The sequence below is a fragment of the Paenibacillus lignilyticus genome, assembly GCF_017942085.1.
GTDB lineage: Bacteria > Bacillota > Bacilli > Paenibacillales > Paenibacillaceae > Paenibacillus_Z > Paenibacillus_Z lignilyticus.
This window is the reverse complement of the sequence record NZ_JAGKSP010000015.1, coordinates 24145-50276: the sequence shown is the minus strand read 5'-3', so window position 1 is coordinate 50276 and position 26132 is coordinate 24145. Positions and strand designations below refer to the sequence as shown.

23 protein-coding genes are annotated in these 26132 nt (G+C 50.0%); 2 read left to right on the top strand and 21 right to left on the bottom strand.

Annotated features, from left to right (window positions below):
• Positions 1 to 154: 154 nt before the first annotated feature.
• The 6 genes from sigK to I8J30_RS25760 all read right to left on the bottom strand — a co-directional run bounded on the left by sigK (position 155) and on the right by I8J30_RS25760 (position 5318).
• Positions 155 to 661, bottom strand: a complete 507-nt coding sequence (gene sigK, locus I8J30_RS25780; protein WP_091219897.1) for an RNA polymerase sporulation sigma factor SigK — start codon at positions 659 to 661, stop codon at positions 155 to 157.
• Between the two features lie 9 nt (positions 662 to 670).
• The gene (locus I8J30_RS25775; RefSeq protein WP_210663044.1) at positions 671 to 2284 is read right to left on the bottom strand and encodes a recombinase family protein; all 1614 of its coding nucleotides are present in this window, start codon (positions 2282 to 2284) and stop codon (positions 671 to 673) included.
• Between the two features lie 73 nt (positions 2285 to 2357).
• Positions 2358 to 2516, bottom strand: a complete 159-nt coding sequence (locus I8J30_RS25770) for a hypothetical protein (RefSeq protein WP_210663042.1) — start codon at positions 2514 to 2516, stop codon at positions 2358 to 2360.
• Positions 2517 to 2585: 69 nt separating this feature from the next.
• Positions 2586 to 3833 (bottom strand): helix-turn-helix domain-containing protein, encoded by a 1248-nt coding sequence (locus I8J30_RS25765; RefSeq protein ID WP_338044948.1) that lies wholly within the window; start codon positions 3831 to 3833, stop codon positions 2586 to 2588.
• A 47-nt stretch (positions 3834 to 3880) separates the two neighbouring features.
• The gene (locus tag I8J30_RS33305) at positions 3881 to 4156 is read right to left on the bottom strand and encodes a response regulator (RefSeq protein ID WP_240548380.1); all 276 of its coding nucleotides are present in this window, start codon (positions 4154 to 4156) and stop codon (positions 3881 to 3883) included.
• Positions 4157 to 4424: 268 nt separating this feature from the next.
• The gene (locus I8J30_RS25760) at positions 4425 to 5318 is read right to left on the bottom strand and encodes a helix-turn-helix transcriptional regulator (RefSeq protein ID WP_210663040.1); all 894 of its coding nucleotides are present in this window, start codon (positions 5316 to 5318) and stop codon (positions 4425 to 4427) included.
• A gap of 105 nt (positions 5319 to 5423) precedes the next feature.
• Here I8J30_RS25760 and I8J30_RS25755 point away from each other — a divergent pair, with 105 nt between their 5' ends.
• Complete coding sequence (locus I8J30_RS25755) at positions 5424 to 6959, top strand: sulfatase family protein (protein ID WP_210663038.1); 1536 nt, start codon at positions 5424 to 5426, stop codon at positions 6957 to 6959.
• Positions 6960 to 7087: 128 nt separating this feature from the next.
• On the opposite strand, the gene I8J30_RS25750 is transcribed toward I8J30_RS25755, so the two are convergent.
• From I8J30_RS25750 to I8J30_RS25685, 14 genes are all read right to left on the bottom strand, one after another.
• Entirely contained in the window at positions 7088 to 9214 is a 2127-nt protein-coding gene (locus I8J30_RS25750; protein ID WP_210663037.1) for an AAA family ATPase, read from the bottom strand.
• On the bottom strand, positions 9204 to 9968 hold the full coding sequence (locus I8J30_RS25745; protein ID WP_210663035.1) for a hypothetical protein: 765 nt from the start codon (positions 9966 to 9968) through the stop codon (positions 9204 to 9206). The genes I8J30_RS25750 and I8J30_RS25745 overlap by 11 nt, the downstream gene beginning before the upstream one ends.
• Positions 9965 to 10759 (bottom strand): CRISPR system precrRNA processing endoribonuclease RAMP protein Cas6, encoded by a 795-nt coding sequence (gene cas6, locus I8J30_RS25740; RefSeq protein WP_210663033.1) that lies wholly within the window; start codon positions 10757 to 10759, stop codon positions 9965 to 9967. Before cas6 ends, I8J30_RS25745 begins: the two co-directional genes overlap by 4 nt.
• 138 nt (positions 10760 to 10897) lie before the next feature.
• Positions 10898 to 11557: a response regulator transcription factor gene (locus I8J30_RS25735; protein ID WP_210663032.1), complete on the bottom strand. Its 660-nt coding sequence runs from the start codon at positions 11555 to 11557 to the stop codon at positions 10898 to 10900.
• A 34-nt stretch (positions 11558 to 11591) separates the two neighbouring features.
• Positions 11592 to 13901: a sensor histidine kinase gene (locus I8J30_RS34100; protein ID WP_210663030.1), complete on the bottom strand. Its 2310-nt coding sequence runs from the start codon at positions 13899 to 13901 to the stop codon at positions 11592 to 11594.
• Positions 13902 to 13924: 23 nt separating this feature from the next.
• Positions 13925 to 14782 carry a hypothetical protein gene (locus tag I8J30_RS25725; RefSeq protein ID WP_210663028.1) on the bottom strand — a complete coding sequence of 286 codons (858 nt, stop codon included), beginning with the start codon at positions 14780 to 14782 and terminating at the stop codon, positions 13925 to 13927.
• Positions 14773 to 15477: a hypothetical protein gene (locus I8J30_RS25720; protein ID WP_210663026.1), complete on the bottom strand. Its 705-nt coding sequence runs from the start codon at positions 15475 to 15477 to the stop codon at positions 14773 to 14775. The genes I8J30_RS25725 and I8J30_RS25720 overlap by 10 nt, the downstream gene beginning before the upstream one ends.
• A 146-nt stretch (positions 15478 to 15623) precedes the next feature.
• Entirely contained in the window at positions 15624 to 16391 is a 768-nt protein-coding gene (locus I8J30_RS25715; protein ID WP_210663024.1) for a GT-D fold domain-containing glycosyltransferase, read from the bottom strand.
• A gap of 13 nt (positions 16392 to 16404) precedes the next feature.
• A complete protein-coding gene (gene galE, locus I8J30_RS25710) occupies positions 16405 to 17418 on the bottom strand; it encodes a UDP-glucose 4-epimerase GalE (RefSeq protein ID WP_210663022.1) in 1014 nt (337 codons plus the stop codon).
• Between the two features lie 18 nt (positions 17419 to 17436).
• Complete coding sequence (locus I8J30_RS25705; protein ID WP_210663020.1) at positions 17437 to 18231, bottom strand: glycosyltransferase family 2 protein; 795 nt, start codon at positions 18229 to 18231, stop codon at positions 17437 to 17439.
• Between the two features lie 5 nt (positions 18232 to 18236).
• A complete protein-coding gene (locus I8J30_RS25700; RefSeq protein ID WP_210663018.1) occupies positions 18237 to 18965 on the bottom strand; it encodes a GT-D fold domain-containing protein in 729 nt (242 codons plus the stop codon).
• Between the two features lie 12 nt (positions 18966 to 18977).
• A complete protein-coding gene (locus I8J30_RS25695; RefSeq protein WP_210663016.1) occupies positions 18978 to 20144 on the bottom strand; it encodes a glycosyltransferase family 2 protein in 1167 nt (388 codons plus the stop codon).
• Positions 20141 to 21115: an NAD-dependent epimerase/dehydratase family protein gene (locus I8J30_RS25690; RefSeq protein ID WP_210663014.1), complete on the bottom strand. Its 975-nt coding sequence runs from the start codon at positions 21113 to 21115 to the stop codon at positions 20141 to 20143. Before I8J30_RS25690 ends, I8J30_RS25695 begins: the two co-directional genes overlap by 4 nt.
• A gap of 28 nt (positions 21116 to 21143) precedes the next feature.
• Complete coding sequence (locus I8J30_RS25685) at positions 21144 to 22421, bottom strand: nucleotide sugar dehydrogenase (RefSeq protein ID WP_210663011.1); 1278 nt, start codon at positions 22419 to 22421, stop codon at positions 21144 to 21146.
• Positions 22422 to 22623: 202 nt separating this feature from the next.
• Here I8J30_RS25685 and I8J30_RS25680 point away from each other — a divergent pair, with 202 nt between their 5' ends.
• Positions 22624 to 23856 carry a glycosyltransferase family 4 protein gene (locus I8J30_RS25680; RefSeq protein WP_210663009.1) on the top strand — a complete coding sequence of 411 codons (1233 nt, stop codon included), beginning with the start codon at positions 22624 to 22626 and terminating at the stop codon, positions 23854 to 23856.
• A gap of 436 nt (positions 23857 to 24292) precedes the next feature.
• Here the strand turns inward: I8J30_RS25680 and I8J30_RS25675 are convergent, their stop codons facing one another.
• Complete coding sequence (locus I8J30_RS25675) at positions 24293 to 25918, bottom strand: glycosyltransferase (RefSeq protein WP_210663007.1); 1626 nt, start codon at positions 25916 to 25918, stop codon at positions 24293 to 24295.
• Between the last annotated feature and the right edge of the window lie 214 nt (positions 25919 to 26132).

The window sequence follows — 26132 nt, the reverse complement described above, 5'->3', positions numbered from 1 at the left end:
CAGTTCAATGTAATAGCGATTCCGCAATCGCAACTGTCATTTATTCAACGAAGCTCATTCGACAAATGTTGCCTAGTCCTTGAGTCCTGCCACAGTATTACGAGATTCAAACAAAAAAAGCGTAATGTCAAAATGACATCCGCTCCTTGGACTTTCACTTCTTCGCCTTATAAAACTCATGATACAGCTTCATCAGCGCCCGCTTCTCAATGCGCGACACATATGAACGCGAGATGCCGAGCTCCTTCGCGATTTCCCGCTGCGTCCGTTCCTCGCCGCCTGCGATCAGGCCGAATCGGCCGACGACGACTTCCTTCTCTCGGTCATCCAATATATCTAAATTTTTATAGATCTTGCTTTTCTCGATTTTGAGCTGCACTTTCTCCGCTACGTCATCGGCTTCCGTGCCGAGGATATCGATTAAGGTGATTTCGTTGCCTTCCTTATCCGTTCCGATCGGATCATGGAGGGAAACATCCTTGCGCGTCTTCTTCAATGAGCGCAAATGCATCAAAATTTCATTTTCAATGCAACGAGCCGCAAATGTCGCCAATTTCGTCCCTTTTCCCGTCTGGAAGCTTTCAATGGCTTTAATGAGCCCGATCGTGCCGATCGAGATGAGATCTTCCAGATCCTCGCCGGTGTTGTCGAATTTCTTGATATTGTGTACTCAACCCGACGTAAACTCATTTTTCCCATGCTCGCTCAAGAGCGCGTCTAAATGACCAACAGCAGTAATATGGACAGTCGTATCCTCACACCTAATCAGCAATTCATCGACCAATGATTGGATAATATGTCTCTTAGCGTCAAACGCTAAGCTTTCTCCTTTGCTCGCAATAAACCTATTTATTTTATCTAAAACCAACTGGTTTTCTTTCATTGCTAAGGCTTCCAGCATCATGACGCGCATTTGTTCTTGGCATGACGCATACCGTTGCCGCAACTCCGTCATCTCAGCCTTTAACGATCTGAGCTCCAGCTCCAGCTCATCTTCATCGATTAAATCCTTCTTAAACATCATTTTGATTTTATCCGTTTGCTTCTCCTTTGAAGAAAGCAGCTTCTGAATGGAGTCTGACAGGATCACGAACTCGTCAATTACAGATTCATTGTTTTTATCTAATCGCCCCCTATACGCCATCGGATCGGCAACCACTTCCATCGCTAATCGCCAAACATAATCGTCAAGCAGTTCAGCTCGTATGGAAGGTGTAGGGCAAGGCTTAATCGAATTGCCAAACCTCCTTGGATTTCGGTTCGGACATCGATAACATTTATATTTCTCCCTTGTCCCCGTGGACTTGTTGATTCGTCCTGAATATGTAGTCCCCTCCCATTTACGGCCGCAATGCCCGCACCTTAATAACGAACGAAGTAAAAACTCGTACTTCCGGTTGCCGGCATCTTTAGTGTTCTTTACGCGCTGCTCTTGCGCCAATTGAAATAAACGGTCATCGATGATCGCCGGCACCTCGACAACAATCCAGTCACTTTCGTTGCGAATAGAATAGGTCTTCTTAGGTGCTCCCGTTTTGGTTCGTTCTCCTTTGACTTTCTGAGTGCATCTGCGATTGTAATAATACTTCCCGACATAAATTTCACTTCTCAATATCCGGTGAATGGAACTGGCATTCCATGCTTTGCTTTCTGCCCTTTTCGGTTCGGCTCCCATTTCATCTAATCGAGTGCCAATCTCTCTCATCGTCAGGTTGTCATGGACGTACCATTGATAAATGAGCTTCACGAACCTTGCTTCGTTCTCATTGATCACCAGACTGCTGCCGATCCGATCATACCCATATGGCGGGACACGCATCGGCATGATCTTTTTATCCTTCTCGACTGCTTTTAAGCGTCCCCGAACAGTTCTCTTCTTTATCAAAGCCAACTCATATTGCGCAATAACACTGATCAGGTTAAAAAAGAGCTGCCCTTCCGGCGTGTTTTTATATTCGGTGTCCACGAACATCAATTGCACATGCTTGGCCTCGAACTCGCGGCAGATGAACAGCTTGTCTGTGAGATCGCGCGACAATCTGTCCGGATGCGTAATGATGATCTGCGAAATAAGCCCTGCACCGATATCTTGTCTAAGCAGGTTCATAGCCGGACGGTCGATATCCTCGCCGCTAACCCCTTCTTCCTTATACACTTTAATAGTTGCGGCAGCTACGTTGAGCTCATTGGCTTTCTTGATGCAAAGCTCCACTTGGCCGTCCAAACTGGTTCCCTCCATCGCTTGCATGCCTGTCGACACCCGAGCGTAAACAGCGGTATACATCAGCTTTACCTCCTTTCTTGCAGAGGCTCCTTCGCCGGTATCGTTCCTACTGAAAGAAACCGCCTGAATACCTTCAGCCGGTTTTGATGATGACCTGCTTGAGAATGTAGTCAATGACGCGCCACTTGGCTTCCATCGCAGCTGTATTGACGCTCGATGGTTCAGTGCTTATCTTATTTCCTTCAGCGTTGGCCGTGGATACATAGGTGAACACATAAGCTGTCTTCTCCATCTAACCACCTCAATACTGATGTATTCGACAAGTGGCTTGACTTAGTCCCTCTGATTGACTTGGTCCCGTTTAGATTTTATTCTTCTTTCGGTACTCACCCGGCGTCATGCCGGTTGCTTGCTTGAACATGCGGTTAAAGTAAATGACATTCTTGTAACCGACACTCTCCGCAATCTCATACACTTTAAGCTTCGGGTTATCCAGCATGGCACGGGCCTTCTTAATTCGGATTTCATTCAAGAAGTCGCTGAAGGTCACGCCTGTCTCTTCTTTAAAGAGATATCCCAGGTAGTTTGGCGTAAAATGGAGCTTCGCAGCAGCCTCCTTCAGCGTTACTTTCTGCAACAGATGTTCCTCCATGTAGGTGATCATTTCGGCAATGAGCTTCCGATCCTGCTTGCGCCGTTTATTGAACAAGAGCTCGGACAGCTCGAAGAACCGTCTTCTTAACCACGACACGATGTCATTCATCGTCTCGAATTCAAATAATACAACCGGCTGATGCGAATCCCAGTTTAACAGGTGGTATAAATTCTCGTTCATCAGCTGTAAATCGCTATGCAGCTTAGAGGTGATCCGTACGATAAGATCATAGGCCTCGCTCTTGCGCAGCGGACCATGGTCTTGCCAGAACAATGCAAGCAGACAATCATCAATTTTCAAGAGATCGTATTCGAGTATGGCCTGCAACATTTCACCGACAAGTTTATCGACCCCTGCCGCGGCCGGCTTGCCGATCGATCGCGACGAAGCATCGCGGATGACTCGGTCTTTGCCCATAATCCATTTAATGCTCAGAGCCGTCTCGGCTTGCCGGTACGACTCATGTAGTCGTTCTTCGTTATAAGCATCGTCGCCAAGACCGATTGTAATCGTAAACGGAAAGGCTGCTCGAAAGGCACGGATCATTTTATCCAGCGCGGCGCCGCAATGATCCCCCCCGGAAGTCAGCAGCACAAACCGATTATCGAAGCCGGTCATGAGGTCGCCAAGCCCCTCCGTTTGAACGAAGCTGCTGAGAAAGGATTCCACGTCCAGCCAGAGCGCGCGCTTCTGTTCGACCGTCATCTCCTTCGCGTACCGCTCCGGATCATCCGTCTCTATCAAGACGACTGCCATTCCTTTGTTCAGATAAGGAGCCAGAAATGCAGCCACCCGCTCCACAGCCGGTCCCGGCGACACCTCACGGAACCAGCGCAGCAGCAATTCACGCTGCACGTAAGGCTGCGCCTCCATCGCGGAGGAACGGTTGCGGCGGTCTTCCCGCACTTGCGCGCACACTGCGGACAGCGCAGCCTCCAGGTCCTGATCGTCCACGGGTTTCAGCAAATATTCATAGGCTTGGAGCTGTATGGCTTCCTTCGCTAATTGAAATCCTCATGTCCGCTGATAAACATAATTCGCACGTCAGGCTGAAGCGCCTTCGCTCGCCTCGCGAACTCCATGCCCGACATGATCGGCATATTGATATCTGTCAGGATGATATCGATTCTATCCCGCTCCATCAACTCAAGCGCGGCAAAACCGCTTTTTGCCGCTCCTGCGATTCGAAGCCCCTCATAACCGCCATTCTTCACCCTCACTTGCAGCCATTCCAGATCTATCGCTTCGTCGTCTACAAGCAGAATCGTGATGTCCATTTACTATCTCTCCTATATTCCCGGGTAGATACATGATAAATTGAAAAAACCGGAGATACCATTGTAGGGCATCCCCGGTATTTGAATGAAATGGCTGATTTGTTCAATTTCTATATCATCCTATTTTGTCCATTTCTAAAGTAGGTAGCAATGAACGCACAAAGTTTTTCGGACTGGGAGAGAAACTTGCATGATGCGTTTTCAACAAGTCGCTACTTCAGTGTAAGACAACAAGTCTAAATTTGAACATATAGAACTGCAACGATTTCTAAAACAAATCAACGCTAGTTCCCTCATTCCTTATCGCTTCCCGGTAGGACGTCGGCGACACAGAAAGACGATTCTTAAATGTTCTCGTAAACGCGTATAAGGAGGAATACCCGGTCGTATACGCGATTTCCGTAATGGAGGCCTCCGTCTCTGCGAGGAGCCGCTTGGCGGCATCCATCCGTACCTGCGTAATGAAATCGCTTGGCGGCATTCCCGCCTTCTTCGCGAAAGCGACCGAATAATAGGTACGGTTCATCCCCGCTGCCCTTGCCGCCTGTTCGACGGTAATGCCTTCCGAGGCATGCTGCCGGATATAGGACTTGCTTTGCTCCACCCAATCCGCCGGCTCCATTGCAAATAATTTCGGCGTTGTCCGGCATAGTGCCGCAAAGTAGCGATAAAGCAAACCTTGCATATCAAGCGAGCGCACGATGGCGTTTTCCTTGTGCGCTCCACGCATCGAATGAAGCAGATCATGGAGCGCCAGCCCCGCTTCCTTCGTCCATTTGCCATGCAGGAAAGGATACTCCATCTTGATCCCGGTAAGCGCGACCATGTCGGCTGCCAATGGGCCGTCAATTACGATCCAACTCATTTTCGGCGGAGCTTCGCCTTCAATCGCATAGTAAGTATAAGTACGCATGGGGAATAAGCAAAAAATATCTCCTTCGGATAACGTCGCGCTTCCTGCATCCCACTCTACGCGAAGAAAGCCTTCCTTCACGATGTGCAAGCTATAGCTTTCGATCCGCTTGGGTCCAACATAGTAGCCCGGCTTCGTCTCCGTGATCCCTCCGCGTACCGGCCAGATGGAACATTGCTTGTCCAGTTCATTCAAAGCGTAATAGATAAACGCAGCCGATTCATTGCCGCCTGTTACCGAAGAATCCATTCTGCCCCGCCCTCCGACCTGACAAATTGATAAACAAAGCATACACGACGCTATTTTACAACTTCTTGCTTTGCAATACAATTTAATAACGGAGGTGTGTCGTTTATGAAGAAACCCAACATTTTGTTAATCACAAGCGATCAACAGCATTGGAACACGCTAGGTTATTTCAATAACGAATTAAGAACACCTAATCTGGATCGGCTCATTCGTTCAGGTACAACGTTTACCAGAGCCTATTGCCCGAATCCGACTTGCACGCCAAGCCGCGCATCCATTATTACGGGGCAATACCCGAGCCAGCATGGCGCATGGACGCTTGGTACGAAGCTATTGGAAGACCGCCACTGCGTAGGAGAGGACTTCGGCGCTGCCGGCTATCGCACGGCCCTTGTCGGCAAAGCTCACTTTCAGCCGCTTTCCTCAACGGAACAATATCCGTCGGTGGAGGCTTACCAAATTTTGCAGGACTTAGACAAATGGAAAAGCTTCCATGGTCCTTTCTATGGCTTCGAGCATGTTGAGCTCACGCGCAACCATACAAACGAGGCGCATGTCGGTCAGCACTACGCCTTATGGCTGGAGGAGAAGGGCTGCACCAATTGGCGGGACTACTTCCTTCCCCCAACCGGCCATATGGATCCTGCCATTACGTACAAATGGCCCATTCCCGAAGAATACCATTACAACACTTGGATTGCCGAGCGCACGAACGCGCTTATGGAGCAGTACAACGATGAAGACAAGCCTTTCTTCCTCTGGTCCAGCTTCTTCGATCCGCATCCGGAATATTTGGCGCCGGAGCCCTGGGATACGATGTACGACCCGGATACACTCACCATTCCTTCTCTCGTGCCGGGCGAGCATGACAAGAACCCGCCTCATTTCGGCCTAACCCAAGAGCATGCGCCGGACTTCACGCCATGGGTTGAAACCGGCAAAGGCATTCACGGGTACCGCTCGCATCATTATTACGAATACGGGGAGAGAAAGAAGCTTACCGATTACGACAAGAAGAAGCTTGTTGCCGTCTATTACGGCATGATCAGCCTGATGGACAAATATATCGGCACCATTTTGGATAAACTCGACGAGCTGGGGATCGCAGACAACACGATTGTCGTATTTACAACCGATCATGGCCATTTCTTCGGCCAGCACGGTTTGCAGGCCAAAGGCGGCTTCCATTACGAGGACTTGATTCGACTGCCGTTTATTGTGAGTTATCCGGGACATGTTCCCGCAGGAACCACATCCGCTGCCATTCAATCGCTCGTCGACCTGGCGCCAACGTTCCTGTCGCTCAGCGGTATTCCTATTCCGCCCGCGATGACTGGAGTAGACCAAAGCCAGGTATGGAAAGGCGCTTCTTCTTCCGCCCGAGATCACGCGATATGCGAATTCCGCCATGAGCCAACGACGATTCATCAGAAAACATACGTGGATGAGCGCTATAAAATCACCGTTTATTACAATCAAACCTACGGTGAAATCTTCGATTTGCAGGAAGACCCGAACGAGTTAAATAACTTATGGGACGACCCCGCATATGCAGCGTTGAAGTCCAATCTTATGCTCAAGTACATTTGGGCGGAGCTTGGCAAAGAAGTGATGCCGATGCCTCGAATATCGGGAGCATAACCGGCAAAAAAGGCGGCAAGGGATTGTTTAATCCTTTGCCGCCTTTTGATGGAATGATAACGGTGGAACCATCCCTTATAGCAGGGAACTGGATTAATACCGGAACCTTCTCTAGGTTTAATTGTCTGTCATCCCTTTGGCAGGGCATTTTCGCCCGGGAGAATCCCGGAGCCTTTAAAAACATGCTCTATTCGCTTGACCAGCATCGTTTTGCGCGGCGTCCCTTTTCGTTGCGCGCCGTTGATCAGAATGTCAGGATCTCCGATAAGCACTAACTCTTTCTTGGCTCTCGTCAGCGCCGTATATATTGAATTTTTATACCACATGGACTGCCGGTGAGGGATCTCAAGTCCGATGTCGGTTAGCGGAATGATGACTCCTTCGTACTGACTACCTTGTGTCTTAGCCGTTGTAATGGCATAGGCAAGCTCCATTTCGCTCATTAATTCCGGAAATGTGTAGAGCACCTCTTTATCCGGCTCAAATAATATACAGCTGCTTCGGGATGGATGAAAGGATCGAATCCAACCTACTTCGCCATTGTCCGCTCTTGATGTATTGGTTATTTGAATGACGGGATCCCCTTCCCCCATTCCTTCTGCCATGCGCACCGGGTTGATCCGCTGCTTCATATATTCGTTCAAACGGTCTGTACCGAGACTATATTGTTCCCTGTACATGGTAATGACCGGGTACTGCTTAGCTTTATCCAGGTACAGCCTGACGATGGTTTCTTTGGTTTCCTCTACAGATTCAGTGGGAATCGTCTGAATGCCCGCTGCTTCCAAATGCGAAGAATCGACTTCTCCCAGAAGGACGGCTCGCGCGAGCGAAAGGATCGCGCTGTCGTTTCTATAATTTCGTTGTAATGTGACTGTAGGGAATCCAAGGGAAATCATATCCAGGAACGGACGCCCCGGACCGATCGGCTCCAGCTGGTTAGGATCGCCGACGAAGACCAGCCTCGTCCCGCGCTCCACGGACCAGAGCAAGTCGCGCCATAGATATTCGTTGACCATGCTGGCTTCGTCAATAACTAACACGTCCGCATTCAGCGGATTTCTCTTATGGTGAAACCAAATGCGGCTGGTTTTCTCTCTTCCCTTCCCCAGCAGCGAATGAATGGTTTGGGCCGGATGGCCGGTCACCGCTTCCAGCTGTCTCGCGGCTTTTCCCGTGGGAGCAGCCAGCTTGATGTGAATGCCCGGCAGCAGGGTCTGCAATACAATTAACAGATACGCGATCCAGCTGCTTTTTCCCGTGCCTGCTTCTCCGCGAACGAGAAGAACCGGGTGTTCGAAAAATTGTTCGATCCCCTCATGTTGATCCTCGTCCAGCTCCGGAAGCCGGCCAGCGCCGCTCAAGTTCCGAATCGTGCCGCTTAAGTCCCCCGGCTTCGATACAGGGCACGAGATCAGGTCGGCTAATCGCTGCGCAATTTGAATTTCCGCAAAATATAAATGCCGGTCGAAAAACAGATTGCCTCTGCAAATGAGCTCATGATCCTGCTCCTGCGCAAATCGTTCGATTTCGAGGCGTATGTTATCCTTCGGCAGCGACTTCCCCAATAAGGCATTGACCCTATTCACGAATTCGTCGCCGCTAATGTAACTGCTTCCCCCGTTTAGATACTGCATATACACATATTGGACGGCCGCCCCGATTCGGTAGGAACTGTTCGCCGCGATCCCGGCTTCCAGCGCAAGCATATCGGCAACCCGGAAGGGAACGGATGGGACACGGTTCAATAGATAAGGCTGCCCTTCAATGAAATCAATGGCCGAAAAACCCAGCGTATCGCAGATCTCGTGAAGGATTTTGCGAGAGAGCTCGAACCGCTGCAGGTAATTCAGAAGATTCGGAACGGTGTACTGCTCAATCAGGCTATTCTTTATTAGAAGGCATGCCTGTTTGTCGCCGGCCGTCCATAGGTCCAACAACTCCGGGCATTCGATGAGCGTCCGGATATTGTCGTCAAGATGAGTAGACATGCGTTGAAAAGCATTGGGATGTCCGGATGCGAAATGGCTCGGCAGCAGCTCGGAGATCGGCGCAAGGAGCCGGTAACGATTGATGATAAATACAGACTCCGTCGTGTACAGTCCCTCAATACTAAGATTCCAGAAACCGGTCGGGAGCGCTCTTGCACGGATACGGAACGGCGAGCCCTGATCGGGCTGAAACCAGCCGGTCTTCTCCAGCCCTTTGGACTTGATCTTCGTCAGATGCCCCGAGTAGATAAGGTTATCCTTCATTGCTCCGATCACTCCATATTTTTCGCAAGCTTTTTTTCTTCTTGAATGACGCAGCTCCGGTTGAATCCGCATATTGCTTGCTCTGCTCCTGAACGCTGCCAGCAGTAATATGAAGCCATGAACTCGGGCGCGGCAAGTAACAAACTTCCTTTGATTCCGGAGCGAAACCCGGAGGAACCGGCGATGTGAACGCATAATACCACTGCTGCAATTTATCCTCGTAATATCGGATGGGAATGGCCCTCATCGGTTCATTTCGATAAATCCAGCTTCGGTCTTCCTTGATTTCTTCAACTTGAACGCTTGCCACCTTTCCATATCCTTGCGAGCGTTTCGCTCCCAAAGCAGGGATTAATGCGGTCAGCTCCCGTATCGCGGACCGTACTCCCCGGCAATAGAAAGTGACCTCCGCCGGACAAGCCAGCGTATAGATGCTCCGGTGGTACGCCTTGAAATAGCCTCCGCTTATATCGAGGTCCTCCGGGAGGTCGCCAGCATAGCGTTTCGTATAAAATTGCACATTTCTTCCATCTGAACGGGTAAACCCTACGCTAGCCAAATACAGCGAAGAGCCCTGATGTCGTTCAATCGGCAGCTCGGGCGAAGAAGTAATGCCCTCGCCTTGTTCCGGCGAGCGGTTCTCCTTCAAGGCTAACGCCTTCATTAGCAGCGCATCAAAGCCAATCGGATGGTCGGGAATAATCATTTCCGTGCTTAACGTAAATGTGATCTGAAGGTTCCTGTAGCTGCTCATAGAAGCAGCCTCCTCTCCCCGAATGCTTGCTTCAGCGAGTTAGGGTTCAGATTCACGCGTCCCATACCGAACGAACACTTCCAGCCAATGCCGGAATAGTGCGAAAAATGAAGCAGCCGATTAAGCATTCCCCTCAAGCTGCCAACTTCGTGCGCATTACGAAATACTACCTTTCCGGAGAAGGCGTTCAAGGAAACGTCCTTGCGAATCGGATAGGTCACGGAATGAATGTGATGGGAGTCAATCAATAGGCCGGATACCAGGCATTTTTTAAACTCCGAAGTAAATTCAATCGGCTCTGGCGCCGCTTCATTCCACTTGTTCAGGAGGCTGTTCACGATTTTGTCCGGGAACGGCAGCGTCACTGTTGTACGTCCGCTGTTGAACGCCGTATATTGAAAGTTCAGTTCTATGCTTTCGGCAATAGGAAGGCTGTAAAAGAGATCATAGCTGACGATTCCCGCCTTCGGGTGATCATCATGGTGCAAGAGGATGTCTTCAACCAAATAATAATCCTGACCTAACCGGACTACCTTTCCCTTCTCGACTTGACGGAAGAATATCAGCATCACCTTTACGTCAAAAAATATGAAATGGAGCATAAGTGTGCCATCACGATCTTTCTGGATTTCCTTAATCGCGAAAGGGGCTGTCTGCGCTTCATGATAGTAATGGCCGACCGGCGTATTGCGGATTTCGTTGTACACCCAACCATGAATGTAGTTCGGATAGACGTTGCGGTCTAGGCAATCCCGCCTGTTTCGCAACAGCAAGATCGTATTCGCGATCAAGACAACACATCCTTAGCTGCCGTATAAGCAGCTGTATAATCTTAAGGATATGTAATCCGTTTCCAGTTCTTGAACGCCAATGTGTCCGCAAATTACCGCATATAAAAAGCGGTGCCGTATACGCACACCGCAAGTCCTTTACCGCAAGTCCAAACCGGAAATCAATCCAAGCCGCTGCGCTTCTGCAATGGCTTCCCCTCTAGAGCTCACATTCAACTTCTCGAAGATGCGGGTCAAATGATACTCGATCGTACGCTGGCTCATGAAAAAAATCTCGGCCAGCTCTTTATTGCTTTTTCCGCTGGCAATTTCGTTTAGGATGCTCTGTTCCTTAGGGCTGATCGAAATGCGATCAAGCGATTTCTCCCCTTTGGCGTGCAGAACCTGGATGTCGGTTCTTCTGAGCTGCTTAAGAAGCCTTATCGGGATCAACGCCTCCCCGTTCACGGCGCATCTCAAAGATTGGATCATTTGCTCTCGGGTCGACAATTTGCTGATAAATCCGGAAACCCCGTTCTCTATCAATAAATTAAAATGAGGTTCAATATCGTAACCGGTATAGATGAGTATTTTTACATCGAGATTTTGTTCGCTGATGCTGCGGGCTACCTCAAGACCGTTCATGCCGGGCATGATCAGATCAAGCAGCAGGACGTCAAACGTGGCCTGTTTAAACATCTCCAGTACTTCCGTTCCCGAAGATACGGCAGTGATAGACATATCGCTTTCCCTTTCAAGCATATGAATGGTCCCTTCTCGGACCGACGGATGGTCATCTGCAAGCAATATGCTGATCATGAGGCACTCCTTTCAGTGATCTTCCGACTACAGGTCATTCGACCGGAGAAACCAGTCGCGGCAGCCAGATTCTGACAATGGTCTCCTTATTCCCGCTAAATTGGATTCTGCCTTCTAGGCTGGTCACGCGTTCCTTTATGCCGGTAAGCCCGATGCGGCTTAAATCGCCACGCTTCTTGGCATTGCCTATTCCAATTCCATCGTCACTATATAACAACGAGATTTCATGCGGCATGATAGAGAGGTGAACCTTCACCTTCGATGCTTTAGAATGCTTCCCGGCGTTTCCGAGAAGCTCTTGCATAATTCGGTACATCGCAATCGTATACTCGTAGTCCAATTCCATATCGAATTCATCGTAATCGAACTCGATCGTAAAGTTTTCGCGCATCTGTATCGTATGGAACAACTCTTTTAACGATTCGACGAGCCCGATCTCCTTCAGCAAAGACGGCCTAAGCTCATTGCAGGTTGAACGCGTTTCATGAATGACGTCGAGCAATCCTTCTCTAATGGCGATCATTTCCTGCCGCACCGCGTCCGACATTTCGAAATCAGTCGTTACTTCCCCGATTCTTCTGTACCAATACAGTTGATTTTGCAAGACCGAATCATGCAGATCCAATGCGAACCGGCTTCTTTCATTTTCCTGCAAATTAAAGATGAAGCGCATCAGCCACGGCGGCGTATTCCTTTCGGACTGCTGCTTCACGGTATCCTTGAATTCGTCGGAAAGCCCTTGAACGAGGGATAGATTCTCATAAACGATGCTGACGTAGCGGGATAAGGTTTTAAGCCACACTCTTTCGTCAATGTTGAGCGAGGTGGCGTTTTGTTTTTCTCCGATCCATACGATGCACCGCTTACCCATTCTCTCCCCGGCCAATAGGATCGCGCCATTATTCAATACTTCGATCAAGCCGAGCGGAAGCGGTTTTATGAACAGCGCATTCGTCACCAATTCGATCGGGTACCTCTCATAACCGCCAATCAACTCGATGGTGGAATCGCGCCGGTCCACCTCCAATAAGGATACAGCTTGAATGCCAAGCCCCTCTTTGATTTCCTGTATGAATTGTTCTTCTAATTCGCTTACTTTCATAACTTTCGAAATTCGGGAGGCAAATCGGTCCATTCTCAATTGAAAATCTTTTTTCATCATGAAGTGCCTGGATCGAAAACGGAAATCCAGCATTTCCTTAAGATACAGCATTAAGATCACGATGAGAGGAAAGTAGACCAGCGATTCGATTTCCAGATCCGGCGTGTGGCTCAGAACCGAATCCAGCAGCCAGTGAATGAACGACAATATGAAAGCTAGTCCGGCATTATAGCGAAACCGTCCGAGATAAAAGTCAATATCAAGCAATCGTTTGGCCGTAATCAAATAAATAAACGTTGCAGGGAGCAAGACAAGGAATATCGCGGTATGTCCCGCCGATACCCAGCCGGAGCCGTCCATTAGCTTCGGAATGGCGTAAAGTCCGATAAACGGTCCAAACGAGAAAAATATGCCGAGGAGCATAATTTTGATCTCGGTCTTATAGATCAGCAACCGGTTCCGCACACCGGCCATAACCAGCAGCAGTACGCACACCGCGCACTCGGTGATGAACCAGCTCAACAGGGAAAGCGTTACGATCTCATAAGCAGAGCTTACTTGCAGGAGCGTAAAAACAGCTTCCATGCCGATCAGCAATCCGTTAAGCGCAATGAATAATCGTAGAATAAAAGGGGGAACGATGCTTGTTCCGCCAATGGATTGGATATAGCTATTCAAAAAGTGCAGGAAACAATAGGGAACAAACAAGAAAGCCGCTCCGCTGAATAACTCGGGCAACACATGTCCCTGGGAAGAGGCTCCCCCGCAAACATAACTCAATCCGACTAAAACGAGAAAGAAAAAAAGACCGTAAAAGTAGGGAAGATCAGGCTTCTTAAACACGATGAATCCCGAGATGGCCATAATAATAAGGAAAGTAAACCCCGGATACAACACGAATAATCTAAACTGGCCCTCCGTCAATCCGCTTGGGATCTCGTACGATTCGACCGTGCCGTTTCGTTCAATCGCGATGCTGCGCGCCTGCTCGAGAATGCCGTAGGTTTTGACCGTCGACGCAAGCCCCGGTTCATTCTCATCGATCTCAATGACGGAATCGCCCACTCCAATATTTTGCTTATGCGCCCAACCATCCGCATCGATATTGGTAATTCGCCACTCGCCGCTGGCCGTCTCATGAAGCTTGATCCCGATATAGGGCTTTTGAATGGTGAGTATAAATACGAATGCAACAAAAATAACAATCGGCAGGATCAAATATTTAATATGAAAACGGACCACCAAGGGTATCCCTCATTTCAATTCTAGTTCTCCCCGTTGTTCCAATTGGACTGCAGAAACGCCGCTATCGTTTCTTTGTTCTTTTCGATATAGCGGATATAAGGCTCCGATGATCGATCCGCCTGCAAGGTATACCGGAACTCGACTTTCCCATGGCCCTGCGCGACTTTGCCTCCGACTCTGCCATATCGGTTCAGCTCCTCCAACAGATGATAGAACAAAGCGGTTTCCACTCTGCTTGCCCCCATTAAAGTAAAGCCGTGCACAAAGGTCATGTTGGGTACGATATATTCCGTTTTGTAGATCATTTGGTTGCGGTCCGATTGCGGATAATCCGAACGGTACTGCCGGGTATAGAACATCCAATCGGTTATTTCGGCGGCGCGAATGCCCGGTTTCGGCTGCCCGTACAGCTCAGCCACTTCGTCTACGATCGGGACCAGGAAGTCGGTAATCAATTTGCCGTGAAGCAGCTGCCGTTTATATGAACAACCCATTAAGGAGGCAAGCGGGATATGCTCCCGAAGCTCCTCGACGAATGGCCTGTTCGGTTCCTGCCTTGCTTTCTGCCTTCCTTTCGCCGCGCCTGTCTCGAGAGATCCTCCGGAATATAACAGATAATGCAATTTTCGCCCGATGCGTTCCGGATCAAGCTCCAGCATTTCCAGAAAGGATTGCGCGCCTAATCGGCGCATGATGCCGCGAATACTGTTTCCGCTGATTACGGGGATATGTACGGCCTTCCCTTCATACCAGACTTTCATTTTACGAAAAAATTGCTCATTCCCTTGAGCAGCTATCCCCTCATCCGGAATGTCGGCTCCGTGAACAATCGGCTGCAGCGATTTGACCGTGCCGCGAATCGTTTCGATTACGGACATGTCGATCCCTCCTGCTCCTTCCAATGCGGATGGTCAAACTTGGCTAGCTCCAATACTAGCCTTAATACGGGTGAGGGACGATAGGACGCGAGACAAGACTCGTATTGCTGAGAATTACCTTGAGCATACGTGCCCCTCTCGATTTGAACGGAGGAAACGCCGGACCGAATCAAAGCCTTTGACGTTTCATACACTTTTCGATGTAAAGCGGGAATAAGCAGAACCGAATGTTCGCCGAATTGGACGTAAAACTGCGACTGGTCGTAATTAACCTTGGCGCGGAGCGTAATATGTTTTCGATAATCGGATGGAATACTGATTGCAAAAGGAGGAGGAGGCGGCGTATAAAACAGCGATCGGATGAGCGTTTCTCTATCGTTCGGCTCTGCTACCGTCAAGAATCGGACCGCATTCGCGCAGGCAACGACAGCCTTGCGCCGAAAGTCATCCGTTCTGAGAACCGTCGTGCACGGAAGACAGAATAAGACGCTTGTTCGAGCTTGATGGAGATGCCAGTCGGTATAGCGAGACAACTCCAACTGCTTCATCGGCACCATCGATTCAAACCGGTTGCCGCAATAAGCGCATACTTCTCCTGTATGAGGAGATGTCAGGCGCAGCCGCCGCTCCAAGTCCACGTTCCGGAAGTTGTCAAATAGGAGACGGGACACAAAAGTCTGGACGTCAAAAATCATTTGAGCATCACTCCCCTATAGAATACTCCGGAAAAAATCGTATCATGACTTCAATTCGCCGTCCTCAATTCAATCTTGAGAACGTTCCGTAAACGGAATAAAACAACCGGCCACCTCATATATACCGGTGCCGGCTGACAGCGTCCTTACATTTCCATGAGTTTAGCTAACTCGATCTGTCCGGAGAGCCACTCCTCTCCTTCGATCTTGCCGGTGATTAGCGTTTCCATACCCTGACCGAGATCAAACGCAACCTTCCCCAAATCTGTGGCGATATACGGAGCGAGAATGACTGCATTCGTTCCGGCAGCCAGCAAACACAAATCGAATTCGCATTCCTTTAATTCCTGCTTTACCCGAGGGATATCCTCATACCGCTCGATGTTGATCGTGCCCGTTATTCGGAAATTCAGCTTAGCCTGCAGCCTGTTTTCCAACGCTCTCTTTACTTCGTCCGCGTAACTGCACACGATGCTAATCTTTCTATTCGTCAGCATGTCATGAAATTTCCGTTGTTGAGAAATCATGATGACTCGCCTTGTGTAAGCCTCGAAAACATAGCTCGGCGCTATGCCATAGACATCGAATACTTGCCGGGTAAATTCCCCTGACCTTGATACCCGAATATTGATACCGACGATATCCGCATTTCTCACCGCTTCTAACGCAGCATCGCGAGCCTCGAGGTTTGGAAACGTAATCCCGCGATGCGTATGCCCTCTTGTTACGTTAGAAAGATTCGCAACTTGCGCTTCCGGATGATTCATAAATTGATCTTCCGAATAAACCTCATATTGAGCAAGGACATGCGTTTCGGTAACCCCTACGGAGATAACGGAGAGCGGTAAACGGCGATCAAGCGAATATAGAAGTTGATCCATGACTTGCGCGGCATTCAGTTCCTGATAGGCCAAAGACGTGCCCCCTTCACGATGCATATCCTCCGGGATTGTGCGACTGCCAGCGCCACGCGTCCGCACACATCGCTTCCAAATCCTTCTCGGCCTTCCAGTCGAGTTCCCGTTCGGCCTTCCGCGGATCCGCATAACTGACGGCCACATCGCCGGGCCGACGGTCCACCAACTGATAAGGCACTTTACAGCCGGCAGCCTTCTCAAACGCATGCACGAGCTCCAGCACGCTATACCCCATTCCCGTCCCCAGATTGTACGCTGCAATTCCTTCCGTACGCAGCGCGCGTTCCAGCGCTTTCAGATGGCCGCGTGCTATATCCACCACATGGATATAATCTCTGACCCCCGTACCGTCCGCCGTCGGATAATCGCTGCCGAACACGCTCAGCGTTTGAAGCTTGCCTACCGCGACTTGGGTAATATACGGCATTATATTACTCGGAACGCCTTTTGGATCCTCTCCTATACGCCCGCTGGGGTGAGCTCCTGTCGGATTAAAGTAACGAAGCAACACGATGCTCCAGGCTGGATCGGCGACCGTAAGGTCACCCAGCATGATCTCAATCATCTGTTTGGTTCGTCCGTATGGATTGGTTGCCTTAAGTGTCTCATCCTCTTGGATAGGCACATAACCCGGCAAGCCGTAAACGGTCGCCGATGAGCTGAACACCAGTTTTTTCACATTGAACTTATGCATGATATCCGCAAGGACCAACGTACCCGTAATATTGTTGTGATAGTAACTCAGAGGCTTTCTTACCGAGTCTTCCACCGACTTAAATCCGGCAAAATGGATGACCGCTTCGATGTCATGCTTGGCGAACAAGCTGCTTAGCCCCTCGCTGTCCAACAGATCTACCTTGTAAAACCGCAGCGGCTTGCCTGTAATTTCCTGTACGCGGACCAGCGATTCCGGATTGCTGTTCGATAGGTTGTCGACGACGATGACGTCATAACCGGCTTGCAGCAGCTCCACGCAAGTATGACTCCCGATAAAGCCTGCTCCGCCGGTCAATAGGATAGACATTCATGCCTCTCCTTTCTCTCAATTGCTTGCCAATTTGGGCTGTAGATCGACGATCTTGATCCAACCGTTCTCCTTCACAAACACGGGCTCATATTCGTCCCCCCAGCGTTTCAGGGCATCGCGAATATTCCATTCGGTAATCTCGCGGTAGATACCGATCAAATTCGTTTGATTGTGGTGATGCCTGCGGTGGATGTACAGCGGCACGTCGATCCAATGAAAATGGCAAACCTCGATCAACCGCATCAGCACCCTTTTGTCTTCCATATACCTGCCTTCATAAGGATCATCCGTTGGCCAACCGCCGATCGATTTTAACGTGGAAGTCCGGTAAAACCGGGGCCATTGCGACATATTGGAGAGCAGAAAATCGAATTTATCCCGGAAGGAACGATTCTTCGTCACAATGTTGAAAAAAAAGCCTCCGCTCGGATTGATCGAGATGGAATTGATGTTCCCGCTGACCAGACCGACATGCTCCGGCTGTTTGCGAACCTCAGCCAGCAAAACCTCAAGCGTATACGGAAAAAACCAGTCGTCCGCATCGAGCTGGATCACATAAGGGGTTGTAACGGCAGCTAAACCGACGTTCATCGTTTTCGACTGTCCGATGTTCGTCTCGTTACACATGTACGTAACGCGCGAGTCCGCAAGCAAAGGCTTCGCAAGCGCAATGCTTTCGTCCGTAGAAGCATCGTCGACGACGATCAGCTTCCAGTGCCCGTAGGTTTGTTTATATACGGTTTCAATCGCTTCCTTCAGGAACCCCCCTGCGTTATACGTGGGGATGAGTACCGTTACTTCTGATTCCATCCCGCTCACCTCAAATTTCTGACTAATGCTTCAAAATCGAATCCGTCTTGGCCGTCGATCGTTAAATCGAGCGCATGGCCGAAATCCAGCGCTACCTTGCCTGTATCATTAGCCAATCGAGGAGCCAGAAGCGTCGCGGGAATGCCCGCCGCAATAATCGCGATCTGCCACTCCTTGTTACTGTAAAGCTGCGTATACGCCGTCTCTAACTGTTCATAACCTTCCAAATTCACGGTATCGACGACCGTCACTCCGTTCGCTCGAAAAACCGGTGCAGCCTCCTCCGCTCTTCTCCCTGCCAGAATGACGCGGTACTGCTTCATCCAATCCCAGAATTGAGGAAGCCTCGTCATATGATGTGTGACCCAAGCAGAGCAAATGGTATAGAAACCTAAACCAAGATCCACAAACGCCTTCTTGGAATACTCCGCGCCTGACGCATTCTCACCGGTCGACAATAAGCCAACTGTCGTCGCAGAGGTAAAGGCTTTAATTAGCTCCGCGCGAATATTCTGCTCAGCAAGGCCGTTATACCTTCGGTAATAGGTCATGCCATTATAAAAATCAGGAAAAATCCGCAGTTCGGCAATTTCGGCGTGGCCGAATCGAGCCAGCGAATACGCTTTACCTTCCCGCACCGCTTCATCGATACATCCCATTACTTCCTCCGTCGAAAGGAGATAACGCTCGTAGCTGAAGTCATTCGTAAAATATCGATTGTCTCTGTACTCCATAACAACCTCCCCTTATTCGATGATTTCATAGGGAATATGCGGGAACCCATTCATAATATAAGGTTTTAAGTAATGGCCCTGACGGGACCCTAGCAGAAATATCCGATCAATCCCGCGGGTAACGATAAGCTTCGAGATCAAACGCTCCATGATATCAAGCTTCAGTTCGATCTTCGGAACGTACAGCGACAGATGAAAAACATCGGAGGTCAGCCAGCTGAATTCATCGATATCCGAATCCGTAATAAATTCTGTAGCCACCATGGTAACCGCGTAATAATTCGCATGCAGCCCATCTATAAAATTCAAGCATCGAGTGGACAGCCGGTCTCTTCGTGTCTGAGGCATCAGCAGCAGCCACTTCGGCAGCCTTGTGGACATCGGTTTGGTCGAATAATGATGCCAGGCACTTCCGTTCAGAATGCTTGGGCTCATATCCAGCAGCGGCGAACGCTCCCACTTTCGTTTCAGTGCCTTCAAATAATCCTCTTGATACAGCATCGGATGACGGGCTTTAATTTGTTCAACCAGTTGATCATGATGATCGATCGCTTCATGGACCATGGACCGTCCGTGTCTTCGATACAAGAAGAGCCTTTCGAAAATCTGATACCCGTACCAGCCCTTCTCGCCGAGCGAAATCCAGAAATCCCAGTCCTCGTAACCCATGACTACAAACCCGGATTTATAACCGCCCGCCTGCATACAGGCTTCCTTTCGAAATAGGGAAGTTCCGCACGTGATATTGCGAAACAGCTGGGTATGGAAGTTGTATTGGGGGGCATCATGCACCCAATCCTCCGTACCGAAAGCTTTGACCCAAGGGGACACAAAGCCGACCTTAGGATAGAGTTCCATAATCCACAATGCCTTCTCCAAAAATGTCGGGTGAATCAAATCGTCGGAATCCAGAGGAAGCATATATTTGCCTTTCGCCGCAACGATCCCGCTGTTTCTCGCCGCAGCAACCCCCTGATTCGCCTGCTTAATTAAACGGGTTTTCGGCTTCTTTAAGGCGGACAACAGGTCTACCGTTTCCGGATCGGTCGAACCATCGTCGACCACAATGATCTCGACGTCCTGGAACGTCGAATTCAATACGGAATCGATCGTTTCCCCCAGAAACTGTCCATAGTTGTAGCATGGAATGACGACACTGATGAGCGGAACATCCGTCATGGCTGGAGGTTGACCTCCTCTCGGAACCAACGAACCGTGCGTTCGAGCCCCTCCTCCAATGAAACGCGCGGAGAAAAACCAAGGACGTCGGCAGCCAGCGTTAAATCCGGGATTCGTGCCGGCATGTCTTCGTACCCTTTCCCAAAGGCCTCGTCATAGGTTTTGAATTGAATAGGCGATTCCGAGCCCGTCATTTGGATGATCGTTCGGGCTAATTGGAGTATCGTGGTCGGCCGATCCGATCCGATGTTGAAAGCGAGTCCGTCCGCCTGCCGGCCAAGGGCGCTTACGGTTCCTCTCACCATATCGTCCACGTAGGTAAAGCAGCGGGATTGAGACCCGTCTCCATAAATGTGCAGCGGCTCCCCTCTCAGCGCAGCATGAATGAATCGAGGGATAACCATTCCATACAGCGAATTCGTCTGGTTTGGACCATAGGCGTTGAAGTAACGAAGAACGGTAACCGGCAGCCCTTTATCGGCAAAAGCAAAGCATAAGTGCTCGTCAATGGATTTCGCCGCAGCATAGCACCACCTATGGATCGACGTCGCTCCATAGACCCGATCCGACGTTTCCGAGAACGGCAGATTCGTATTCTTGCCGTATATTTCCGACGTAGAAGCAAAGATCACCTTCACCCCTCTCCGAAAGGCTAACTCTAAGACATGCCTCGTACCGTCGATATTGCCTTCGATAACCTTTATTGGATCTTCCACCGTGTTTTTCACGCCAAGGATGGCCGCCAAATGAAACACCGCTTCCGCTTGATCCAAGCATTTCTTGATTACAGGTCGATTCAAAACGGATCCCTGAATGAACGTATGATTCTCGTGAGTCAGAACATCGTGCAGAAACGCCTTCCGGCCCGCTGACAAATCATCCAGCGTAATGACTCTGTGCCCCTGCAGCAGCAGAGCCCGCACCAGATGGGATCCGATGAACCCGGCACCACCAGTTACAAGAATGTTCATGAATGCAGCTCACCTCCCGACTCTCTCTTCAGAGCAAGACGATTTTCGATTTGTCCTTCACGCCTTCCGTCGCATTTCGCGTATCCACAATTAGCTTGGCATGCTTGGCGAGCTCGTCGTAAAGAATCGAAGAATGGTCTGTAAGAATCAGCAAACAGTCTTTCTTCTTCACGTTTCTAGTCGTAAGCGGGGTTCGTGCCAGCGTAGTTCCCGCTACATGAAGTTCGGCTATATAAGGATCGTAGAAACTCACCTGGGCCCCCTGATTCATTAGCAGCTCCATCACTTTCAGGGCCATGGATTCACGCAGGTCGTTGACATCCTTCTTGTACGTTACGCCAATCGCCATAATGCTGCACCGGTCCAGCGGAAGCGGGTGGAGGCTCTTAGCCATCCGAGCCATGATATAGCCGGGCATTTCTTCGTTCACTTGATGGCTTAACTCGATGAAAGGCAGCGGGATGTTAAATTGCTTCGCTTTCCAGAGTAAATACATTGGATCAACGGGGATGCAGTGTCCGCCTACGCCGGGACCGGGGTAATAGGGCATAAAGCCGTAAGGCTTTGTGCGGGCTGCTTTTATCACCTCCCAGATGTTAATTTCCATGACTTCGCATAACTTAACCAACTCGTTCATAAACGAGATGTTCACAAAACGCTGACAGTTCTCAACGAGTTTCGTCATCTCCGCCGTTCTCGCGTTGGAGACGGTGACCACTTCGTCAAAGACCTTCCCGTAAATACGTTCCGCGTATTGCGTGCAGGCGGGGGTAACGCCTCCGACCACTTTGGGAATCGATTGTAAAGCCGATCCTTTTTGGCCGGGGTCGATTCGCTCAGGCGAATAAGCCAGGAATACGTCTAAGCCGACCCGAAAGCCGCGCTTTTCGATAAACGGCTTCAGCTCTTCCTCCGTCGTCCCCGGATAGGTAGAGCTTTCCAGAACCAATAAATGTCCCGGATGCAAATAAGGAACCGCCTGTCTCATGGCTTGCAACACATAGGACAAGTCGGGCTTAGCCTCTTCATTGGTCGGCGTCGGCACGCAGAGAATCACGCAGTCAGCTTCGGCAACCGTTTCGTATGACACGCCAACTTGAAACCTTCCGCCCGCAAACATCGCTTTCAGTTCCATGCGGGTCAGATCGGATAAGTAGGGCTGCATCTTCCAAAGCTGCTTGATTTTACTTGGGTCTGTATCAACGCCAAAGACGAAGTGGCCTTTCTCCAAAAAAAGTCTGGCCAGCGGCAGCCCAACGTAGCCGAGCCCGATGATAGCGATCTTAAAGCGTTCATTAGGCTGCATGTATGAGTCCCTCCCAGGTAGAATGCTCCTGCCATCATCGTACGCATGTCGTTCCGGCAAAGCGCTAGATAGCTGCCTTACTTTATGAAAAATAGGAATTTGTCCCTGGCCGCATATTTGTGAAAACGGGTTTTTGTCCCTTTCGGAATGAGAGGGAGACACATACACATGTAAAAACTTGAGACCAGAAAGGAAGGTTACCATGCGCATTCTGCTTGCCACCTTTTGGGGGCTTCCTTCCGTAGGCGGTTTAGAAAAATATGTATTGCAGTTGAAGCGGGGATTGGAAGCGAGAGGGCATGAAGTGGATATTTTCTGCAGAATGCCCGATGACTCCGGCTTTTATATCCTTAACAAGGGCTGGGTTCTGAATAAAAACCAAATTCAGCCCATGATCTCCGCCAAAGCGGATACGTATTTCGCCAACCATCTCCCGGGGCTTGATCAAGACGTGAAATATATGGAAATCGATAAATATTGCTTCGAAGCAGCTGCCGCTTATTTCCGGCCGGCCGCCTATGACGTTATTCATACGCAAGACGTCATTTCCGCCCGGGCATTTGCTCGGATCCGCCACCCCCATACCGCATTGGTTTCTACGATCCACGGGTGCCTCTCGACCGAGAGTCTCGCAAGACGCCAAGCGGATGGCATGCCGAGCGACGATTTTCGTAAAACCCAGCTCTGGTACTACTATGGGCTTATCGAGCACTTCGGCATTATGCATAACCATGAAACCATCATGCCGACGGAGTGGCTGAAAGGCATCATGAATCGGGATTTTCTTATCCCGGAGTATCGGATGACGACGGTCCCAAATGGAATGGATGTGGAGGAGTTTTTGCATGAGATGAATAAACCGACCGTTACGCCCGACGCCGGCGGGAAGAAGATCATTTTATGCTCGGCCCGCTTCGATCCGGTTAAAGGGCATTTTCATTTGCTTCGGGCTCTGACTTGTTTAAAAAAGGTTAGAAATGATTGGGTTTGCTGGCTGGCGGGAAATGGGCAATTGGAAGAAAGGATGAGAGAGCAGGCTGCAGCTTACGGGCTTCAGAACGAGGTCGTATTCTTGGGAAAACGTGATGACATTCCGGCTCTGTTAAAGAAATCGGATGTTTTCGTGCTTCCGAGCCTGCAGGATAACCACCCTTTCGCCATAATGGAAGCCCATGTTGCCGGGAAAGCGGTGGTTGTTTCCAATGCCGGCGGCATTCCGGAAATGGTGACGCATGAGGAGACAGGACTGATCTTTCCCGCAGGGAACGATCAGGATTTATTCGGGAATCTGTTCGCCGTTCTCAGCCAGGACGATCTTAGAAACCGGCTTGGCGAGCAGTCCAAGGCATTTGGCCTGCAGCACTGGTCTCTTCCTACGATGACGGAGAGAATCTTGGCGATCTACGAGAAAGCACTCCAAAAGAGATGGAGGTAATCATAATGGCCGTGCGGAAAAAAGTAAAAACCGGGATTGTGAAGAGAAAGCCATCCCGGGTTCGACGACGTAAGAGCACGCCTAAAAAAAGCCGGCGTGCCTTGCGCGTTGGGAGGAAGAAACAGAGGAAGAAGTTCCGCTTCGCTTCCCTCGTCTCAGCGAACAGATACAACCGCTTCTTTCTTCACCCCCACCGAACGATTCGTTTAAAGGTGGAGCGCCGCGTTTGGGATCGTATCGCCGCCGAGCTCCCTCCTTCCTACCTGGCGCCTGATCGTGATTTCGTGAATCATATGAAACAGTTTTCCTAATCATCCTGATCGGTTCCGAATCGTATGCAATCATCGCATTCGATTCGGAACCGATCCTTCTATTGTGCAAGCTTGTCCATCCTGCCTCTTCATCTTCCCAAGCGCCTCCTAGAGGAAGTGCCTGGTTAGACGGATATTCGCATCTTTTTACGCGTTTTGAACCTTCGTACCGTATTACCCTTGCGACTCCGTTTGCCTGGCTTCTTTCTACGCCCCCTCTTTATCACTCGGCCCAAAGAAAGACGGTCTTGCCGAATTTCCAACCCCACGGGGTAAGCAAATAGCCTGCGCTCCGAAACAACAACTACATCGCTCAGCCGGAAGCCGCAGAACCTGAACGCTTTCGGCGAAGAGAAAGGCCGTTTCGCTCCCAGCTGCAGCAAATACACCGATGGGGTTTGACTGCCCCGATATAACCGGCCTGGCTTCAAAGGCCTTAGATGTGCGGCAGCTTTCAGCAAACCTGCCATTGCCGCCAACACGCCAATCCTGCTTATAAAAGAGGCCAATCTGGCCCGATAGGCTTCTATACCGAAGGACCGCGCCACCCGATAGACATCTACATATGCGGATTGGGACTGCAGCCCTTCCTGTACCTTGCCGGCCAAGCCACTGATATCTCCCTTATCAACCAGCATGCTCTCTTGGCCTGCTGCCGTTAATACTTCCTCCAACCCTCCGGAGCGATAGGCAACCGTCTTCTTCCCGAATAACAAAGCCTCAAGAGCGATCATGCCGAACCCTTCATCGATTAAGCTCGGAACGACAACCACATCCATCAGACGGTACATACGCTCCAGGTCGGGCTGGAAGCCCAAAAACCGGAAGCGGTCCCGGAATTCAGACTGCTCGACCACAGACCGGCAGTATCGATCATAGTCCGCATCGCCTGCGGGACTTGCGATGCAAAGGAAACAAAGATCCTGCCGCTTAGCGCAAAGCATTAGCGCCATTTGCAGAAAATGCTCCAATCCCTTCTCCCGCTGCATGCCTGCCGAAATAAAACCGATCAGATGCTTGCAATCAGGGAATCGGAATCGTTTCGTTTCCTCCTCATTCGCTTGGAATTTCGGCAACAAGCCCGATTCGCAAACCGTGGAGGACGGCGGAAGCAGCATGAGCTTCTCATCCGGCGCGATTTCTCGAAACAGGGCGAGCGAATGATTGGAAACCCCTACGATAAGGTCGGCATACCGATTAATCAATTGTGCGGACTGCGGGGCTGCCTCATGCTCATGAATTTTTTCCATAATCATCCAAACAACCGGTATGCCAAGCGATTTGGCCGCCATGGCAGGCAGCGCATTCACGCAGCTGTTCACAATGACGATGTCGGGTCTGCGATGCTGCAGCAATTGAATGAGCATGGCAAGACTTCCATCGCCTAGGACGGAAGTTTCCGTCGGCGCAAGCTTACCATCGGGACGGTAGATCGACCATAGTATAGAGAACGGTTCAATCACGGTTTTGATCCCGTTTGCCTCGGCTTCCTTCATCAAAATTCCGTCTTCAGGCACGACCAGGGTACAATCCGTGTGACGAGAGATCTCTTTTGCGAGCAAAGACAAATATTTTTCCGCACCGGTAATGAATCGTTTGCCGCAGATATGCGAGAACAGCATGACCTTCAAGCAGCTATTACCGGCTTCTTTTCTCGGAAGGTTAGAGCCGGACAAGCGTTTCTTTTCCGCGATCTTCTTTCTGCGCTTACGCCTCCCTTTTCTATCTATAGCCGCTGTTTTTCCGCTCATGTGCCCCCCTCCTGTTGTCGGCTGGCCGCATGTAGTTTTTTCAACGCTTCAGCATCAGGCATTTGATAACCGACCGGTAACGAGGCTATAATTTTTTTCCATACTCTCCGATCAACGGCAATATCCTTCTTGGTTCTGGGCATATGAAACAACCCGGCATACAGATGTCCGGCATCTTTTCCCGGGATTTTGGTTGCCGTTGTTCTTTTTGGGA